Origin of the sequence: Bacillus cereus group sp. BfR-BA-01347 (assembly GCF_022663835.1) — a bacterium.
GTDB classification, from domain to species: Bacteria; Bacillota; Bacilli; order Bacillales; family Bacillaceae_G; genus Bacillus_A; species Bacillus_A thuringiensis_K.
In genome coordinates this window covers 1-17,207 of record NZ_JAKUGG010000032.1, presented here as the reverse complement: position 1 = coordinate 17,207, position 17,207 = coordinate 1, and the positions used below count along the sequence as shown (strand labels likewise).

Here is a 17,207-nt window from a genome sequence, read left to right as displayed (position 1 = left end):
ATTGTCAGTTTAACAAAATGAAGTTATAGTTAAATTAAGTTTTACATATTATAGGTAACAACATCGAATTAGGAGGTCGTGTTTTATGGCGAAAGGAGGACGAAAACCTGGATCAAAAGAGCCGATTCGTTCATTAGAAAAAATTGAACAAATGAAAGATTGGTTACTACAAAATTCCTCATATCGAAATTACTTTTTATTTTACTTTGGAATTAATACAGGTTTACGTATCAGTGACATTTTACGATTACGTGTAAAAGATGTTCGTGGAAAAGATGTCATGAAAATTAAAATGGAAAAAACAGATACAACGGTAGAAGTGTATTTCAATTCAGTCTTACAACAAGAAATCGCGAAATACACAAGTAATCGTGCTGATTCTGATTGGCTTTTTCCAAGTCGTCAAGGAGATAAACCCATTACAAGACAAATGGCTCATACTTTTTTGCATAAAGCGGCCGAGGCTTGCGGTATTGATTCAGAACAGTGGGGAACACATAGTATGCGAAAAACGTTTGGATATCACTATTACCAGAGAAAGAAAGATGTGTACTATTTGATGAAACTATTTGGCCATGCGACACAAGGGCAAACTTTACAATACATTGGTGTGGAAGCAGATGAAATTCGTAAAACAATGGAGGATTTCACACTATAGAGTAAGGGGGATAACAAATGGAGTCTGTTGAGTTTGAAGTATTAAAGCAATGTGGATCACCAACGGTTTATTTTTGTGAACATGAGATGAAACATAGTTGTTTGATTGCAATTCCATCCTGGAATTGGAGTTTCTTAATGGATTACACGATTAATTTTATAGGTGAAAAGCCTATGTTAATGAAAGCATTGGAGAAGTATGTTTCTTATCATCTTGTGGAGAATGTTGCAGATGCATTTTATGATTACGTGTTTAGCCAATTCGATTAAGATTTTCATAAGGGGGAGCATAATGAATTTTAAAGGGGCGGTAAGTAGTTTTTTAGTAATGGGGTTACTATTTTCGGGATGTTCAGCAATTCAGAATTCAAATCCTGCAAAACAAACAAGTGGAACACAAGAAATTGCACAAGTTATAGAGTTTCCATCAAATAAGTATCCAGAAACCGCGGCACATATTAAAGATGCGATTGCAAATGGCAAGACAGATATTTGTACAATTGATCGGGATGGAGCCGCAGAAAGGAGAAAACAGTCTTTAGCAAATGTTCCAACGAAAAAAGGGTATGATCGGGATGAATACCCTATGGCTTTGTGTCGTGAAGGTGGAAAAGGTGCGGACATAAGACATATAAAACCAGCTGATAATCGTGGTGCTGGTTCGTATATAGGTAATAAAGTTGAGAAATTACCAAATGGAGCAAAAGTGAAAATTGTTGTGAAATAACGGGTATGGAGCTATGTATATACAGGAGTATCGTCAGTATTTTAGAAAAAAACCACGCTAAACAAAAAAGCTAGCCTCCACAAAAGAGGCTAGTTGACGTGAAATTCGTTAGCGGAAGTTTTTTTAAATTAATTTTCACACGTATCTCAGTCCTACCCCAAGATAATAGGTCCTTGCCAAGGACCAGTATTGACTACCCACATCACGTTTACACGTCCATATTTGTCTACGAAAAACAAGTCAATTTGCTCGTCCGTTTGGCGCGCAGTCACTAAACGCGTATCCCGTGGAACGTAATTCGGTTCAGTTAGGGGAACCGGTCCTTGCCAATTTCCCGTTCCTACTACCCACATGACATTTGCCCGTTCCTGCTTGTCCACGAAAAACAGATCAATTTGCTCATCCGTTTGACGTGCAGTCGCTGGACGCGTAATAATTGGGACGAAATTCGGTGTAGTCAGAGGAACTGGTCCTTGCCAACTTCCTGTTCCTACTACCCACATGACATGTACACGTCCCTGATCATCCACGGCGAACAGGTCAATTTGCTCGTCCGTTTGGCGTGCAGTCGCTCCGATTCGACTGAAAAACGGATTGAACGGTGCAGTCAGGCGAACCGGTCCTTGCCAATTTCCTGTTCCTACTACCCACATGACATTTATACGTCCCGAGGTGTCCTGGAAAAATAGATCAAGTTGCTCGTCTGTTTGATGTGCAGTCACAAGATTCGATCCCGTATTATAAGTATAGTACGGCGCAGTTAGAGGAACTGGTCCATTCCAATTCCCTGTTCCCACTACCCACATGATGTTTACACGTCCCTGACTATCCACGAAAAATAGATCAAGCTGCTCATCTGTTTGATGTGCGGCTACTATATCCGAACCAGGAGAGGCGAAATTCGGCGCAGTCAGAGGAACTGGTCCATTCCAATTTCCTGTTCCCACTACCCACATGACGTTTACACGCCCCTGACTATCCACGAAAAATAGATCAAGTTGTTCATCTGTTTGATGTGCGGTTGTTAATACCGCATTACGTGGAACATAGTTCGGTGCAGTCAGAGGAACCGGTCCTTGCCAATTTCCTGTTCCTACTACCCACATGACGTTTACACGTCCCTGTTTGTCCACAGCGAACAGATCAAGCTGGTTGTCTGTCTGGCGCGCAGTTGCTAGTGAACCACTAAAACCATGGCTCTTCTCCCAAGAAGTCCACCAAAAATCTACCAGTCCATGTATTTTGTAAAACAGCGTGCTTTCTGGTGAATGAAAGGTTCCAACAATTGGTTCATTGTATATAATCGATGATGCACGATGAAGAAATCGATTATGTATACCTAATTCAATAAATAATCCAAGTTCATCAGCTGATGCAAATGGTGGATTATTAGTTAGGATTCGTCTTTCAGCATCTATCCATTGAGAGTTCCATCCTGCATTTGCTACTTTTAGCTCCGGTGGAATTGATGTCCACGGTGCAACTGCATTTTGATCGGCAAATGGTTGGGAATCGTACCACTGATGAAATTTACCTATGAAATCGCGGTGAAATTGGAGAAATTCTAAACCTGCGCCAGGGTTTGGAGGTAAGATCCTTCGTGTCGGAAAATTAGGATGAGCTGATGGCTCATGCCAGGCATGATGTTCATGATCGAGATTTTCCGGGAAGTTGGGTATTATCGGCATTTCATTTCCTCCTTTTAGGAAAATATTTGCACTTAAAATAATCACATTTCTAATGTGCCAAATTTATGATTATTTATTCTTGTAAAATCCATATTTTGTATATCGTATTCATTTGAAGTTTACATAATGTCTCATTATCAGTAGCAAGGGAAAGGTGAATTCCTATTTTCAAAAGGAATTCGCCTTTTTCTTTTTCTATAACCCTATTCATCTTTTTATACATTCCTATCCTGGCGTGGGTTTAGGGTTCTTGTTTGTTACTGTATTAGCAAAAAAACTGTATACAATCTCGCATACACTTAGCATGGTTATTTTCCAAAATGCTGGCGGTACTCCTATACATAGCTTTTTTAATTTGTCGAAAAAATAAGAAATAAAAAAACAAAAAGTAGTTGATTATAGGACTTATAAGTCCTATAATTGAGTTATAGAAAAACTTAAAGAAGGAGGATAAATAATAAAATAAGCCATTATCAATGTGATAAATGGCTTCGGAATGATATTAGGATTTATCATGGGGAACCTAGGAATTCCCTTCAATCCTTCTACAAATATTATAGCAAAAGTATTGTGGAGGGAAAAGAATTATGAAAGCAATTGATAACTACATGACACCTAGTGAAGCCGCATTCTATTGGAAGATACCAGATTCAACTTTAAGGAACAAGTTACAAGAGGGAATTTCTAAAAAAGCGGATCAAGAAAGAGAAGTTATGATTCAACAGGGCTTAATCAAATGCTTTATTAAGCCGAATGGAAAGAGAAAAGAATGGATTATTACTTCTGAAGCAATGATAAATTGGTTTGGAGAACGAAAAAACTAATATTTTAAAAGAAAGATGTTCCCTAGCCTGCCAGCTCAAAAAACATCTTTCTCTAATACAGAATCATAATTTAAGAAAGGAAGAATGGCTATGAAAAAAATCCTTATTAAAATTACGTCTGGTGAGCCTATTTTAACACAACCTCACCTTAAATTTAAATTCCTCAAAAAATTTTACCTATAAATTTCAGAAAATTACAAAAAAGTTAAATCGTTATTTTGGTATTGAAGAAAATGTTTCCGATCAGATTTGGTTTTATGGTTTCTTTGCAACCTCCATTTTTATGATGCTTTTCACCTACTTATTTTCGGGTATTCTATATGGGTTTTAAAGGGAAGCTTTATGGAAGAACGCCTATTTTCAAAACAATCCCTCTAGAAAGGAGATAACATATTGATTCAATCATTAAAGAGTACCATGCAATTTATTGGTTTGATCTTAATTAGTGCGTTGATTGCTGTCAGCTTAGTGAATTAGTCCTTTAAGAAAGAAAGGAGCAATCACATGGAAGATTACAAATGTAGAGCGTGCGAAGAGATTGCCGCAGAAGGATTTGCGTTAGGAAGACTATGTTATTACTGCATTGAAGAAGTTGTAATTCACATAAAAAAACATTTAGAAGACAAAGAGATTTCTTGTACACATGTAGATAATCAAACAATCGAAATCAAGGGGACAGATGAAGCTATAAAAGTTTGGCATGAGTGTGGAGAAGAATTATAAAAGGGAGGCAAGAAAATGAAAATTGGTGTATCTGTATGGAGAGTTCTTTGCAAAGAAACAAAGTTGAAATTGCTTCAGAACGCTATGCAAGAAAGTAAAAGCCGCTTTACAAAACAATCCCTTTCCATTGCTATAAAGCAACAGAAAGGGGAAGTGTGATGAGTGATCGTATTGGTGAAGGGCACAAGAAATAAGATGCCTTCAAAAATATTTTAGCATGTTCATTTAGGAAATAAAGGGGGAATTTAATGTGATGAAGACAGTTCAATTATTGAAAAGTGAAGAATTTGAAATTGGTACAACAGATAAAAACGGGCACAAATTAAGACAGTCTGATTTTGTTGTTACACAAGATGATTTTGAGGGTATTAGTATTTGTCAAATCCTATACAACAGTATTGCAAAAGAGTTTGTGGCCATGAGTGATTCTAATTGGTGGATACCGTATCATGATTTATCTGTTGCAACAGAAAGGCTAGATTATGTCATTGCAAAAGAGTTTTTGGGGCTAGAAAAATGCGGTACATATTGGGGGAAGAATCGTACACCATTTATTAGAATGCCGATTGAATATTTCAATCCTGTTGAGGAATCCACTTTTATTCTAGAAAAATTAGGGCGGCAATATGACGATCTATTGAGCGTAAAAGAAAATGGGTGCTGGTACCTAACAGTGAACAAGAAAATATATAGTGAAAAACGTCTAGGGATAGCCGCCTGTTTAGCCGCTGTTGATACTGTAAGAAACAATAAGTAGGAAAGGAAGAAATACAAATTTAAATTATAAATAGGGGGAATTAAAATGTTACATGCAGTTATGCAAGAGCAACAGTATTGGAGAGGTCAAAAGCAGAAGTTTCGAAAAGAAAATAAAAAATTATTGATTTCTTTAGAACCACATTTATATGAAAGATTGGAAGAATTAGCACTTTATAATGAAAGCTTAGATCAAATCGCATTAGAGTTAGTAACAGAAGGGTTAGACTATATTTATATGGAGGATGTGCCTGTTCAGCAGTCTCATGCTTTTCAGCATTTTATCGAATTTGAATTAACACCATTTCAACATAAGCTCTTACAACAATTAGCGATAAAACGAGGATGTTCAGCAAGAAAAATGGCATATACAATATTACGTTTTATGCTCAAAACAAAGTAAAAGAATCCAATCATAAAAGAAGGATTCTTTCACCAGGTATTCGTTGGCAAATGACTTCACCGAAGGAATTGAGTCTGGTACACTCAATTCCTTTTTTATGTTATAAAAAAGAATGTAATTTGTCAAAAAGCATTTGCTATAGAATAACAAATGCTTTTTGTTGAACTTGAATTGAACACTTTCAGAAAGTATTTATATTGTTTGCCTTTTTCTCTTGAAAAATTGTACCCTCAATCACTAATTTTAACATAGAATATAGAAAATGTAGCGTTTTAATATAAAAAAACCCATTGGTTTTATATGGATTATTTCTTTATAATAATGAAAGGCAGTTCCCGAATGTAAATAGGCTCTCATGCAAAAAGCAAGAGAGCCTATTTACATAAAAAAAGATTGGATATTTGCCAACCTTTTTCGTGTAAGGGGTTTAATCACAGCTTGTTACTACAACTCGATTTTATTTTAAAACGATTAATCAGAAAGTTCAATCTAGGTTGTTTTTGCCCAAATCCCCGAAAGGGGGCATTAGCTAAATTTATTTCAAAAATACAACTTATATTTATTTGAAACATGTCAATTAAAATGTATATGTTTTGACATATTCATTTTTAAAAGAAATAAAAACCTTTATTTTAAAGTATTTTTTGATACTTTTTTTGCTATTACCCCTTTTCGGGGGGATGGGCAAAGAAACCCATATAGGGGGAAAACGAAAAAGGACGCTTAACCCCATAGAGTTAAACGCCAAAAGTGAATAGATAAATTAAAATAAGTACATAGAAGGGTAGTGATTCCCTTACTTATTATGAGTATATCACAGAATCAGGTTATAAAGAAAAACGAATGATAGTTAAGGTGGTTAAATGATGAGGGGAAAGGTAGAGTAAGAGAATAAAGATCAGGAATCAAAATAAGATTCTAGAAAAAAATTATATGGAAACACTTGTTTGATTAGGCGGAATTTGAGATAATATAGGTACGTGAGTAATTACTATCTAGGGTAGATATCGTTTGATAACGTGGTCGACAGCACTTTTTAATAAGTGTACAAAGAAATATTGTCGAATTATAAAGGAATTTTTTAATTTATATCGAATACAAAATACGACACGGAGTTTTGTAGATGATAAAGTTTTCGTATAAGAAGGACTCAGAGAAAACAGAAATTTCTTTTCATGCTAATTTTGAGGTTTTTATTTCTGCTGTATTTGGGTCTACTGGATTGTTTGAAGTTATCAAACAATTATTGAACATATAGCAATTTGAAAAGGGAATGTGGAGATAATCCATGTTCCTTTTTGTATGTAATGCTATCATTATAGAAGGGGAAATTTATTAAAACTAAGGGGGATGAAATAAATGACTATTGATATAAGAAGGGTATTTCCTAAGTTTTATCGTGTTATTCCAGTAGAAGTACAAGAAGATAATGGGGAATCTAGAGAATATTCTTGTTTAGCTGATGAAAGAGGAACTGTTTATTCAAAAGAAGATGTAAAAGCATTGTTTGAGGAAATTAAAGAGTTTTATATGCGTGAAGATATGCCTAATATAGATGACTACAATAAACATATGCAGTTATTAGATTATATGAGGTGTGTATCTATTTCATTAGAAGAAGATGAAACGGGTAAATATTTAATTCCTAAGGCTAGGTATACATATAAAAAGTTTAATAGTGATAAAAGAAATTGGTCTTTTAAGTGTAATTGGTGTGGTGAGAAGGTATCTAGTAAGATTGATGAAGGTTACTATTCAGCATATGACCGTAATTTTAAAGTTGATAATTTTGATAGAGGTTGTTCGGAGGATTGTGCTAAGTTAATTTGGAAAGACAATTTTAAACATTGGGCACATGAACATGGGTATAGTAAATTCTTTGCATAAACCAGAAATTCCCCTACCAATCAATTAAGATCGGTAGGGGAAAGTATGGAGATAGGTTGTTTTTGCCTAAATCCCCGAAAAGGGGGAATTAGCTAAATTTATTTCAAAAATACAACTTATATTTATTTGAAACATGTCAATTAAACTGTATATGTTTTGACATATTCAGTTTTAAAAGAAGTAAAAAACTTTAGTTTAAAGTATTTTTTGATACTTTTTTTGCTATTCCCCTCTTCGAGGGGATGGGCAAAGAAACCCATCTAACGTTTTTTCTCAATATAGCTTTTCATATTTTTGAATTATAATATAATTAATTCTTTTTATTTCTATATCTGTTTCTTATCTTCCCGTTATGAATCCTTATTGAAAGGATTCTTTTTTTATCCTAATTTTTTGGTCTAATTGATATTTCCCCATTGCTTTATAGATTAAAAGGTCTAATTTTTGACTAAAATCAATTACTTTTTGATGGCTAAATCCATATTTTTTTACAAGATAGCTCAATTCTTTTTTTTGATCTTCGATCATGTCATGTAGTAATCTCATTTCCACTTTTTCTTTTAAACTCCTTTATACATAGAATCTCGAAAAAATTGTACCCAAAAAATTGCAAACAAAAAACAAGGCTGAAACCAGCCTTGCCCTAAAGGAAAAAAACTAACTCTTATATTTAAGAGTACATTAAGTATGGGAATTTTTGAAGTCGATATCCCATAAAAGGATAAAAAAGTTATTATTGTAATATTCTTAAAGGTTTTTTGTTTTATAAAGAAACAGTCGAAATTGCTTGTTTATAAAGGAACTGTTGCTTTCCATTGCTTAAAACTAATACCGAAAATTTATCAACAGCGATAATTTTTCCAGGTACTCTGACACCATTTATTAGAAAAATCGTTACTTCTTTTTTCTCTTCTATTAACTTCTCATAAAACTTCTCTTGTGTATACATCATTTAGATGGTTGCAACCCCTCTCCTTTTTTGGAACGGTTCATAGCTTCTAAGAATACATATTCTTTTACTGTTAGTTCAACTGTTGGACAATATTCAACCTTTGATAATTCATGAAATAAAGAAAGATTTTTGTGTAGTTTTTGTATCATTGCGTCTAAAGTGATATCTCCTACACCATACTCGATGACTGGATTTAAAAATACGTCTACATCTATTAAACTTGGTTCAATTAGGGAAATAATCTCTTGTACCTTTGGTAAAATAATTGTTTCATAACGTTGTTTGAATAGTTCTAAGTCCTCTGGTGCGGGTTCATTCTCACATAGCTTTTTAAAAGATATTACACGAATGTCATTTTGTAATGAATCAATACGCTCTTCATAAAAAGCTTTGTTAAATCCTTCTTTGTCAGCAACATCATAATGAAGTTCTGTTTGTGATCTACGCTTCTTCTTATAAGAATCCATGAGGATTTTTTCTTTTGCATTAAACATCATGATAAAAACAGTACGCTCTAAATTCATGACTTGGTTTGCTACGCTTAATGTTTCATCTAACACTTTTGCCCGTTCTTCTTCACTTAATTTTTTCATAGAGGATGGAACGAGTTTTTTGACATTCTCAAACGACTCGGAATTAATAATGTGTTGAAGAGAAAATTGAGCAACCTCTGGTAAACAAGGAACAGTTGTTTTGTCTAAGAGTAACAAATCTTTAATCGTTCGCACTGTATTTTTGATCTCTTTTTGAGCTTGTCGAACTTTTTCTATGCTTCTTTCTATGTATTCTGGTTGTTTAAGACGATTGAAAATGTATTCTCTTCTTTCTTCAAAATGTTGCTGTAAAAGTGACATAGTTGTTTCCCCTCTCTAAGTGTCTTACGGTTTTAAAATCCTTCTCATGGATGCAAAAGGAACAGTATAATTATAACATTTTATACTTTGATACGATTTTAAAATTCTTATATTTCGGAATTTTTGAGAAGACGCTTCTTTTTCGTGTTGTACTTGCACAAGTTTCATACTGTCGGCATATAGCTAATAGCGTAAAGCACGCTGATAGCTAATGATTAAAAATGTGGCCTAAAAGGGTCATTTTTTTATGGAAAAAGTGATATTACCGTTCATATCGATTAAATAAAAAAGTAGAGAATTTTTTTGTATAAAAAGGTGAATAACGTACAAACAGAAAGGAATACGTTTTAGTAATACCGATATTATCGGTCACATCGGGGAGGGTGAACAGAATGGAAAGATCAAAGTTTAGTAAACCTGTAGCATTTAATAAGAAGAATGAAAAGGATCGGATCATGTTACAGCATGTAAAGCGTAAAAATTTTTCGGGTTATGTAAAGAAATTGATCTGGAACGATATACCCGATAAACATAAAAAAATAACATGCGAAGAGGATAGAAAACAAGTACATTCACCAATTCGACAAGACGAACAGAGTGTAACAGGAAAGAAGAATTTAAGTGCCGCGGCACGTATTGAACAAATTAAGGCACAAACAAAAAGACAGGAGCCTTCAAAAAGCTCACTGCCTGTATTTTTACCCAACAAAAACATTAACAAGTGATCCAATAATCGCGCCTACAGCGACAGCAATTGCAACATGCATATCGTTAGACCTCCTACTTTTCGTTTATAAGTAGTATGTGTAGTTCTTTTAAAATTATACGAGGGGTGTTGCATCATGACTAAGACAGAAACGATTTCTTTTCGCTCTTTTATGGACCAAAGTTATAAAAAGAAAGCACATAAAGAAACAAATAGTAAGAACGTACTTAAAAAGGTTTTTACCGCTACAGGGAGTTCATTAATATTAATACTTCCAAAGGTAACATTTGCCGCGGGAGTTAACGGGACGTTTGGTAATGTTCATAGTGCCATTATGAACGGGTTTGATGCGGGCGTAGTTTTAGTTATTATCTTTTCGGGCGCGGCCTGGGCATTGGGTCACCGTACAAAGGCAATAGAAATTTTAATTGGTGCATGTTGTGGATATATCTTGGCTAGACATGCGGTTGACATAAGAGACTTTTTAAAGGGAATTTAAAAGGAGGGGTCCTTGTGAAATTCATTTTAGAAGGTGGAAAAATGATTGCGGCTAATACAGCTGGGTATATTGGAGAAAAAGCAAAAGAGGGTTCTTTTTTAGATCAATTAAATAATTTTAGTGATGCTATTGTAGGGAAGGAAATGGAATGGATTTTCAAGCCAGTTGGTGAATTTATGATTGATATAGTAAGCGAATTAGGTCATTGGTTTATTCTAAATTTGCCCGATATTATGGGATATAGTGCATTGGTGACAGCTGGATTTATCATGATAGGTTCAATGACAAACAAAGGCGGGATGATGAAGCCGCTTGCCTATTTTGCAGGCGGACTTATCTTAGCAATATGTATATTAGGAGGGGCCTAAAAATGATACAGGGAGAAGGCTTTATTATATGCGATAAAGAAAATACAAACCTTCCTGTTTTGGCCCAAAATGAATATTTGCCAGTATTATATGAACCTAAGAAAATAAAAAAATCCTGGTTTAAAAGAAAAGAGATATATTCTTTAAAACAATTTTTACAAGTAGAAAAAAACAAAATGGTTGTATATCGAATTATTCCTCATGCGGATGTATCTAATAATACAAAGCGTTTATGGCGGGCGATCCATAAGATGTATGAAATGTACGAAAGTATGGGAAGTCGTATAGAAAGAAAAGGGATTACATTTCATTATCGTGAAAAGGACTATTTCTGGTTTGATGTTGTTTTCAAACAGGAAAAGGGCCAGAAGAAAATTGAATTTTATGTAGCAACTAGCGAATATCAAGCATTAAAGCTCAAAAGAAAACTAGAGAACAAAATGAGTGTGACCATTAAGGAAGCGGAAATATCAGATTTGCAAATTTCTAATGAAAATACAATAGTACAAGAAATGCGATATTTGAAACATGATATCTTTTCCTTAAATACAAATAGCAACGATACAAAAACGCCTATTGGTAATATTTTAAGTGTTATTGATGAACTAAGTTATGATGGAGACATTTGCCGATTGAGTATCTGTAATGAAGCGGAAAACCGTCAGAAATGGGTAAAAAACGCTTCCTGGGCCATTGAAAAGTTAAAGAAGGGGAAACCACCCCAACGGGTTAATATGAGCGGAAAACGACTTGTAACAGGGGCTAAAATTGGTGTTGCGGCTGTTATTAATGAAATAAATGATTTATTAACTGATACATTCCAGGCGTTCTCGAACGCTTTTTTTAAATCAGATAAAAAATTTAGCAAAGAGTACATCATTAAAAAGGCACATACAACCGCTGATGAAGTTGGAACAAATCGTGTGAGTTATGACAAAGGAAATCAGCCTGTTTTTAAAACGCGTATACGGGTGGCCTCACATTCCCATGATCGGTTAACCAGGGAGACAATGGGGGAAACCTTAGCACTTTCTATGATGGATTTATCAGAAACGAATGAATTACATGGCGTAAAAATAAGAATGAGAAAACGCCAAACAGAAATATTACAGGAATTAAATACATTCGAACTATCAAGCAAGACAAAGTTTGATCCGAATGTAAATTTGATGAGTACCGATGAAATGAGCAAATTAGCTTTGCAAATGCCTGTAAAAGAGTTGCAACGAAAATATGCAGATGCATTGAGTGTAAAAAAGAAAGTTGAAATTGAGATACCAGCGATTATGCGGGATGAGAAAGGAATATTTTTGGGACATTCGGAATTGAAAGATCAAAAAATAGCAATCTATATGCCAATAGATAATCCAGATAATTTTTATAGAGGTTACGTCTTTATAGGAGGACAGGGGGCTGGTAAAGATACAGCAATTAAGAATTTTGTTATTGAGGGAAATACAAAACATAAGATTAGTTTTATCATACCAGATGCAATTGTAGAAGAAGGTGGGCGGGGTATGGCAGACGGGATTCGTGATGCATTACCACCAGAAAACATTATTGATCTGGATTTAAACGACAGTGATTATATCCCACCTCTAGATTTAACAGAAGTAATTACAAAGCTAGGGCGGAACGGTGCTTCAAGATTTGCGGATGAAATGATTGATTTCATGCAAATTGAAGGATTAAGCCGAAGTGAAAAATATTTAACGGATGCGGCCAAAGCAAGTAAAGGAAGTTTATTTAATATTAAACGTATTATAGAAGATGAGGACTTTCGGGTAAATCGTATTCAAGAATTAGTGAATGAAGGGAATTTGCGTCTTGCGAATGAGCTGATACAGTGGGGAGATAATGAACAATTAGGGAATAAGTGTGATCCCATCATAACCAGATTAAACCGCTTTTTTGGAAATGAAAGATTGTATGATATCTTTGCACAAGACCCATTGAAAGAACTTGATTTTGGTAAATGGATGCAAGAAGGAAAAGTTATTATTTTAAGGGTTCCAAATGCTAGGGGATTGGGGGAACATGCAGTAAAAACCCTTGTTCACTGGATCACTCTAAAAACCTTCATGACCAGGCTATTAATGACTAAAAAAGAGCAAGAAAATGGGGCGTTTATCATTTTTAATGAACCCGAGCAATATGAAAGTGAAGGATTAACTAAATTGATGGGTAGAGTGGGTACAGAGGGCAGAAAAGAGAGACTAGGAAGCATCTATGCATTTCACCATTGGAACAAATTGAAAGCGTCATTACAAGAGAATTTACAAGGTGGCGGCGTACAGCAATTCCTATTTATGAACGATCATACAAAGACATTTGAATTATCTAAGTATCGATTTGAGGATACAATTTCACTAGAACAAGCATATAAAATACCAGCACATCACGCGATTATCAGTGTAAGAGCTGGGGGAGAAATGCAACCATCGTTCATTTGTAAAATGGCGCTACCGGTTAAACCAAAATTTGATAATAGCTTTCTAACAAAAAGGCATTCTCGCATGTATGGCCGATCCTGGATCGATTTACAAAAACAGTACGGATAAATTAAAGGCACAAGAGCAATGGTTCTTGTGCCTATTTACATTTTCCAAAAATCATGTGGTTGTGCGTAAGGGTCTATTTTTCTAATAACTTTCAAGAGTTTTTTCATTACAAGGGGTGTTGGAATATACGTTTTGTCACGACAAGCCTTTGTCATTGTTGGTAAAGAAATACCAGCAGTGCGTGCGATTTTTTGTTGTTCTATTCCATGACGATCCAGCCATTTTTTTAATATGGTTTTATTATCTTTGAAAAACACTTTTCATCTCTCCTAAACTTGTATAATTTGGTTACAAGTTTGGACAGATTTTTTAGAATCTATTCTATAGAGTTTAATATTTTTTTAAATATGGGGAGAAAGTAGAATTTTTATGAAACAATCCAACGAACGATTCTGTTAATTTTTAACTAGTAATCTGGTATACATATAATGCAAAGATTTGACTTACGCATCATACAACAAATCTTTGCAAGGCAGCTTCCAAAAACATTTTGACATTTACATGCAAGAAAATATAAAAAAAGTTTTAAATTGCAAAACAGCAAATTAGAATTTAGTTTTGAAGAAAAATAATTTGTGTAGTGGAACAAAAATAAAGACGCATGATGTAGTTTTTCATCATGCGTCTTTATTTTTTGAAAAGAGCCTAGACCAGAATCCTTGTTTTTGCTCTTGGGTGGACGCTATAAGTTTTTGTGATTCACGCATTTCATCAAAATCACGTTTCAATTGTTCATATTGCAATAACAGAGTTTTATTTAACTCGTTAGCAGACTGTAATTCTTGGAGAATTTGTTGATTTGTTTTTTCTTGTTCTTGAAGCTGTCTCATAAAAGCTTCTAAAGTTTGAGCGACTTGTGAGCTATTCAAAGTTAGTTCATTTTCTTGATGAGCGGGGGGCGCCCAATCGCTCGTTTTTTCTTTAAACTCTTCTACAACAGCTGTTGCGGCCTCTTCCTTCTTTACTCTTTGTTTTTTGGTCAAATACCTATACTTTTCTAATGCTTGTATATCTTGAGCGGTAAATGCACGACTGTCATTTGCACCTTTTGCGAATTTATACCCGCTCACTTCTAGTTCATTCGCCCAGCGCTTTAAAGTACTATCAGATATTTGTAGTTTTTCAGATACTTCATGTGTCCAGTAAGCGCGTTCTTGTGATGTGGTATCATTCATATGTTTATCCTCCCTCGCTCAAAGGTCGTTCAATTCCAATTTTGAAGTGTAATCTTTGTTTAATCAAGTCTTTGTAAGTATTTTCTTTAATAAACTTCATAGCTTTCAAATCAACACAAAGATAATCCTAATAAAAAAGAGTTGCTCTGATAAAAGAACAACTCTTTTTTTATTAGGATTATGCGTATGGATCATCTTCTAAATCATTCAGTTTATTCCACGATGTATTTTCTTCTTCATCATTGGATTCCCCAGGATTCGTTATTTCTTGACTTGTTTCGATATGAGTTTGATTCGAAACAGGTGTATGAACAGTTTTTGAACCTTCATCATGTTCGATTGGTAAAGGTTGTATTTCGTTATCCAGTGCAAATGTATATTTACGTGGTAAAATTTCCGCTACATCTACATTACCAATTTGTTTATGAAGTTGTTGTGCCGCATACAAAAAGAACATTGTAAGATCACTTTGTTTGTTAATAAAATCGATCATGTCTGGTGAAATGTCTTTCTTAATATAGACATTTGCTCTATCACCAGCTTTGTATATTTTACGGGCCATTATTTTTCACCGACAGGAGCAAGTGCTTTTTCTTTTAATTCTTCAAATCTTGGAGAGCATGTGTACACAAGTAATCCGCGTGCATTTACGAAAAGTGGGTCTTTTAAGAAAATAACATTTGTTAGACGTCCTTTTTGCTCTAAAATTTGCTGTAGGCTTTCTTTTACGATTGCGGCACCGCCACCATAAATGAATACATACGGATCATCTTTCATATCATCAATTTTATTAATAATATCAGTTGCAATTCGATTTGCTAAACCTAATAATGCGCCACGTGATGCCTCTTTTAAACGAATATGACGAGGATGTTCAGAATCCAGATAAATTGCATTAAATTCAGCAATACTGTCTATTGTCTTTTGTTTATTGTTTAAGTTCCAAACCTTGATAATATCAAGTAAAGTTTCTTTCACTCCATATGGTAAACCACGACTCATTTTATGTTTAAAGCTAACACCATGAGAAACAACTTCTTCTGTCGTACCAGCGCCAATATCGAAAGATAATATTGTTTTGTCAACAAAGTCTATTTCTGTAGTTTTGTCTTCTGTAGTTTCTACTTTTCTTTTAATGGTTTTACCTTTTTCATCATAAACGATTCCCCATGAACCCGCCGCGCCTTCTGGTAAACACTTGCAAAATTCAATTTGGATATTAACTACTACTTCACGTCCGCTTGGATGGTGGAATTTCACTGTATGATGATTCATATAACGTTCTACAAATTCCTGTGCTGTTTGAGGTGTGATTGTTGCGACAGGTAATGCAACAGAAAGATCATAAGTAACATCAATTTTATTTTTATTTGGCTGTTTTTTCATAGCGGTAATTGCTAAACCGGCTAATGTAACAAGTAGCACAAGATCATCTTTCGATTTATCCGATTTCTTTTCCATTTCAATACCTTTAATGTTTTCATCAATCACTTTTTGACCAATAATGTAACGCAGATTGTTTGCTTTTAAGGTAGGTGATGAAATTGTAACATCAATATTGTTTTCTAATTCTTCAACAGAAATATCCTCATCACTCAAAATGTTTGTAGCTTCTCCAATGTGATGTGAATAAATACTTGGTATGAATAAAGGATTAAGACCTAATACATTTAACTTTAAACCACTGTTTCCCGCGTCTGCACCAGCTTTAAGAATTGCCATATATAAAAACCTCCTAAAGATTATTTTTTATCGATTAACTTAATTCCATTATATGCTAAACCACTATAAAAAGTCAATACAATTACATACGAATAAATACAATTTAATACAAGTAAATACAAAAATATCGGTAAAAATCATTAAAATGCAAGTATTTTTCATATTGATTCATATTAACTTGTATTCATTTGTATTGACTTTTTATTGATTTTCATATGATTTAATAATTTTTTTGATGTTTTTGCCCACCCAAAAAAAGGGGGAGTCAAAATGCGTTCCTCAGTTTCATGAAAAAAGAGAAGTTAATAAGATATTGATAAGTTGAGTATATTTTGGAATATATGAAGGGAAGAAAGGCTTAATACTAAGGGTTTTTTGTTTACAGTAGTTTACGTTGCTTTAAGTTTTTGTACAAATTCTTTTGTGAATTTGGAGTTCATATCTTGAAAAAAGGGAAGCATTGAACGTATAATGAACTTAAGGTTAGACTGATAGTTTGAACAGTTAAACTGACAAGTTTTATCTTAGACCGATAGTTTGAACAGTTAAACTAACAAGTTTTATCTTAGACCGATAGTTTGAACAGTTAAACTAACAAGTTTTATCTTAGACCGATAGTTTGAACAGTTAGTGTTAATTATCCTTATTGGACATTTAATATTGACGAAATATCTTTTACTTAACAAAGAAAAAACCTCTTAAGTG

22 protein-coding genes are annotated in these 17,207 nt (G+C 34.1%); 14 read left to right on the top strand and 8 right to left on the bottom strand.

Going from position 1 to position 17,207, the window contains the following annotated elements; genetic code table 11:
• Positions 1-85 precede the first annotated feature (85 nt).
• The 3 genes from MR143_RS29185 to MR143_RS29175 are packed head-to-tail and all read left to right on the top strand — an operon-like array spanning position 86 to position 1,384.
• On the top strand, positions 86-658 hold the full coding sequence (locus MR143_RS29185; protein ID WP_061658228.1) for a tyrosine-type recombinase/integrase: 573 nt from the start codon (positions 86-88) through the stop codon (positions 656-658).
• A gap of 17 nt (positions 659-675) precedes the next feature.
• On the top strand, positions 676-927 hold the full coding sequence (locus MR143_RS29180; RefSeq protein ID WP_242281184.1) for a hypothetical protein: 252 nt from the start codon (positions 676-678) through the stop codon (positions 925-927).
• A 22-nt stretch (positions 928-949) separates the two neighbouring features.
• Positions 950-1,384, top strand: a complete 435-nt coding sequence (locus tag MR143_RS29175) for a NucA/NucB deoxyribonuclease domain-containing protein (RefSeq protein WP_242281183.1) — start codon at positions 950-952, stop codon at positions 1,382-1,384.
• A 152-nt stretch (positions 1,385-1,536) separates the two neighbouring features.
• Here the strand turns inward: MR143_RS29175 and MR143_RS29170 are convergent, their stop codons facing one another.
• Positions 1,537-3,072, bottom strand: coding sequence for a PLL family lectin (locus MR143_RS29170; RefSeq protein WP_242281182.1), 1,536 nt, complete (start codon positions 3,070-3,072; stop codon positions 1,537-1,539).
• Between the two features lie 587 nt (positions 3,073-3,659).
• On the opposite strand from MR143_RS29170, the gene MR143_RS29165 reads away from it, so the two are divergent.
• The 7 genes from MR143_RS29165 (at position 3,660) to MR143_RS29135 (ending at position 7,665) form a co-directional block, all read left to right on the top strand.
• Positions 3,660-3,896 carry a helix-turn-helix domain-containing protein gene (locus tag MR143_RS29165; RefSeq protein ID WP_000643706.1) on the top strand — a complete coding sequence of 79 codons (237 nt, stop codon included), beginning with the start codon at positions 3,660-3,662 and terminating at the stop codon, positions 3,894-3,896.
• A 193-nt stretch (positions 3,897-4,089) separates the two neighbouring features.
• The gene (locus MR143_RS33585) at positions 4,090-4,227 is read left to right on the top strand and encodes a DUF3961 domain-containing protein (RefSeq protein ID WP_225989288.1); all 138 of its coding nucleotides are present in this window, start codon (positions 4,090-4,092) and stop codon (positions 4,225-4,227) included.
• A gap of 173 nt (positions 4,228-4,400) precedes the next feature.
• Positions 4,401-4,619 (top strand): hypothetical protein, encoded by a 219-nt coding sequence (locus tag MR143_RS29155; RefSeq protein WP_242281181.1) that lies wholly within the window; start codon positions 4,401-4,403, stop codon positions 4,617-4,619.
• A 15-nt stretch (positions 4,620-4,634) separates the two neighbouring features.
• Entirely contained in the window at positions 4,635-4,778 is a 144-nt protein-coding gene (locus tag MR143_RS29150) for a hypothetical protein (protein ID WP_000690451.1), read from the top strand.
• A gap of 94 nt (positions 4,779-4,872) precedes the next feature.
• Positions 4,873-5,376, top strand: coding sequence for a hypothetical protein (locus MR143_RS29145; protein ID WP_098839558.1), 504 nt, complete (start codon positions 4,873-4,875; stop codon positions 5,374-5,376).
• A 45-nt stretch (positions 5,377-5,421) separates the two neighbouring features.
• Positions 5,422-5,778 (top strand): hypothetical protein, encoded by a 357-nt coding sequence (locus MR143_RS29140; RefSeq protein WP_000902066.1) that lies wholly within the window; start codon positions 5,422-5,424, stop codon positions 5,776-5,778.
• Positions 5,779-7,137: 1,359 nt separating this feature from the next.
• Entirely contained in the window at positions 7,138-7,665 is a 528-nt protein-coding gene (locus MR143_RS29135) for a hypothetical protein (protein WP_242281180.1), read from the top strand.
• Positions 7,666-8,025: 360 nt separating this feature from the next.
• Here MR143_RS29135 and MR143_RS29130 read toward each other — a convergent pair whose 3' ends face one another.
• From MR143_RS29130 to MR143_RS29120, 3 genes are all read right to left on the bottom strand, one after another.
• Positions 8,026-8,211, bottom strand: a complete 186-nt coding sequence (locus tag MR143_RS29130; protein ID WP_242281209.1) for an aspartyl-phosphate phosphatase Spo0E family protein — start codon at positions 8,209-8,211, stop codon at positions 8,026-8,028.
• Positions 8,212-8,428: 217 nt separating this feature from the next.
• Positions 8,429-8,617, bottom strand: a complete 189-nt coding sequence (gene hfq, locus MR143_RS29125; protein ID WP_016123539.1) for an RNA chaperone Hfq — start codon at positions 8,615-8,617, stop codon at positions 8,429-8,431.
• Positions 8,614-9,471 (bottom strand): hypothetical protein, encoded by an 858-nt coding sequence (locus MR143_RS29120; protein ID WP_242281179.1) that lies wholly within the window; start codon positions 9,469-9,471, stop codon positions 8,614-8,616. The genes hfq and MR143_RS29120 overlap by 4 nt, the downstream gene beginning before the upstream one ends.
• Positions 9,472-9,863: 392 nt before the next feature.
• On the opposite strand from MR143_RS29120, the gene MR143_RS29115 reads away from it, so the two are divergent.
• The 4 genes from MR143_RS29115 (at position 9,864) to MR143_RS29100 (ending at position 13,605) form a co-directional block, all read left to right on the top strand.
• A complete protein-coding gene (locus tag MR143_RS29115; protein ID WP_242281178.1) occupies positions 9,864-10,196 on the top strand; it encodes a hypothetical protein in 333 nt (110 codons plus the stop codon).
• Positions 10,197-10,313: 117 nt separating this feature from the next.
• Positions 10,314-10,676 carry a hypothetical protein gene (locus MR143_RS29110; protein ID WP_000167718.1) on the top strand — a complete coding sequence of 121 codons (363 nt, stop codon included), beginning with the start codon at positions 10,314-10,316 and terminating at the stop codon, positions 10,674-10,676.
• 14 nt (positions 10,677-10,690) lie between these two features.
• Positions 10,691-11,044, top strand: a complete 354-nt coding sequence (locus tag MR143_RS29105) for a hypothetical protein (RefSeq protein WP_242281177.1) — start codon at positions 10,691-10,693, stop codon at positions 11,042-11,044.
• Between the two features lie 2 nt (positions 11,045-11,046).
• Positions 11,047-13,605 carry an ATP-binding protein gene (locus tag MR143_RS29100; protein WP_242281176.1) on the top strand — a complete coding sequence of 853 codons (2,559 nt, stop codon included), beginning with the start codon at positions 11,047-11,049 and terminating at the stop codon, positions 13,603-13,605.
• 35 nt (positions 13,606-13,640) lie between these two features.
• Here the strand turns inward: MR143_RS29100 and MR143_RS29095 are convergent, their stop codons facing one another.
• The 4 genes from MR143_RS29095 to MR143_RS29080 all read right to left on the bottom strand — a co-directional run bounded on the left by MR143_RS29095 (position 13,641) and on the right by MR143_RS29080 (position 16,502).
• A complete protein-coding gene (locus MR143_RS29095; RefSeq protein ID WP_000465160.1) occupies positions 13,641-13,862 on the bottom strand; it encodes a helix-turn-helix domain-containing protein in 222 nt (73 codons plus the stop codon).
• Between the two features lie 360 nt (positions 13,863-14,222).
• Entirely contained in the window at positions 14,223-14,780 is a 558-nt protein-coding gene (locus tag MR143_RS29090) for a MerR family transcriptional regulator (protein WP_242281175.1), read from the bottom strand.
• A gap of 178 nt (positions 14,781-14,958) precedes the next feature.
• Positions 14,959-15,342 (bottom strand): hypothetical protein, encoded by a 384-nt coding sequence (locus MR143_RS29085; RefSeq protein ID WP_062821407.1) that lies wholly within the window; start codon positions 15,340-15,342, stop codon positions 14,959-14,961.
• Positions 15,342-16,502: a ParM/StbA family protein gene (locus tag MR143_RS29080; protein ID WP_242281174.1), complete on the bottom strand. Its 1,161-nt coding sequence runs from the start codon at positions 16,500-16,502 to the stop codon at positions 15,342-15,344. The genes MR143_RS29085 and MR143_RS29080 overlap by 1 nt, the downstream gene beginning before the upstream one ends.
• Between the last annotated feature and the right edge of the window lie 705 nt (positions 16,503-17,207).

What these genes read in the sequence shown, in the direction of transcription:
- MR143_RS29135 (WP_242281180.1), top strand. Translation starts at nt 7,138, where the DNA reads ATGACTATTGATATAAGAAGGGTATTTCCTAAGTTTTATCGTGTTATT.
- MR143_RS29185 (WP_061658228.1), top strand. Translation starts at nt 86, where the DNA reads ATGGCGAAAGGAGGACGAAAACCTGGATCAAAAGAGCCGATTCGTTCA.
- MR143_RS29115 (WP_242281178.1), top strand. Translation starts at nt 9,864, where the DNA reads ATGGAAAGATCAAAGTTTAGTAAACCTGTAGCATTTAATAAGAAGAAT.
- MR143_RS29110 (WP_000167718.1), top strand. Translation starts at nt 10,314, where the DNA reads ATGACTAAGACAGAAACGATTTCTTTTCGCTCTTTTATGGACCAAAGT.
- MR143_RS29140 (WP_000902066.1), top strand. Translation starts at nt 5,422, where the DNA reads ATGTTACATGCAGTTATGCAAGAGCAACAGTATTGGAGAGGTCAAAAG.
- MR143_RS29100 (WP_242281176.1), top strand. Translation starts at nt 11,047, where the DNA reads ATGATACAGGGAGAAGGCTTTATTATATGCGATAAAGAAAATACAAAC.
- MR143_RS29170 (WP_242281182.1), bottom strand. Translation starts at nt 3,072, where the DNA reads ATGCCGATAATACCCAACTTCCCGGAAAATCTCGATCATGAACATCAT.
- MR143_RS29175 (WP_242281183.1), top strand. Translation starts at nt 950, where the DNA reads ATGAATTTTAAAGGGGCGGTAAGTAGTTTTTTAGTAATGGGGTTACTA.
- MR143_RS29080 (WP_242281174.1), bottom strand. Translation starts at nt 16,502, where the DNA reads ATGGCAATTCTTAAAGCTGGTGCAGACGCGGGAAACAGTGGTTTAAAG.
- MR143_RS29150 (WP_000690451.1), top strand. Translation starts at nt 4,635, where the DNA reads ATGAAAATTGGTGTATCTGTATGGAGAGTTCTTTGCAAAGAAACAAAG.
- MR143_RS29085 (WP_062821407.1), bottom strand. Translation starts at nt 15,342, where the DNA reads ATGGCCCGTAAAATATACAAAGCTGGTGATAGAGCAAATGTCTATATT.
- MR143_RS29165 (WP_000643706.1), top strand. Translation starts at nt 3,660, where the DNA reads ATGAAAGCAATTGATAACTACATGACACCTAGTGAAGCCGCATTCTAT.
- MR143_RS29120 (WP_242281179.1), bottom strand. Translation starts at nt 9,471, where the DNA reads ATGTCACTTTTACAGCAACATTTTGAAGAAAGAAGAGAATACATTTTC.
- MR143_RS29145 (WP_098839558.1), top strand. Translation starts at nt 4,873, where the DNA reads ATGAAGACAGTTCAATTATTGAAAAGTGAAGAATTTGAAATTGGTACA.
- MR143_RS29180 (WP_242281184.1), top strand. Translation starts at nt 676, where the DNA reads ATGGAGTCTGTTGAGTTTGAAGTATTAAAGCAATGTGGATCACCAACG.
- hfq (WP_016123539.1), bottom strand. Translation starts at nt 8,617, where the DNA reads ATGATGTATACACAAGAGAAGTTTTATGAGAAGTTAATAGAAGAGAAA.
- MR143_RS29130 (WP_242281209.1), bottom strand. Translation starts at nt 8,211, where the DNA reads ATGAGATTACTACATGACATGATCGAAGATCAAAAAAAAGAATTGAGC.
- MR143_RS29090 (WP_242281175.1), bottom strand. Translation starts at nt 14,780, where the DNA reads ATGAATGATACCACATCACAAGAACGCGCTTACTGGACACATGAAGTA.
- MR143_RS29155 (WP_242281181.1), top strand. Translation starts at nt 4,401, where the DNA reads ATGGAAGATTACAAATGTAGAGCGTGCGAAGAGATTGCCGCAGAAGGA.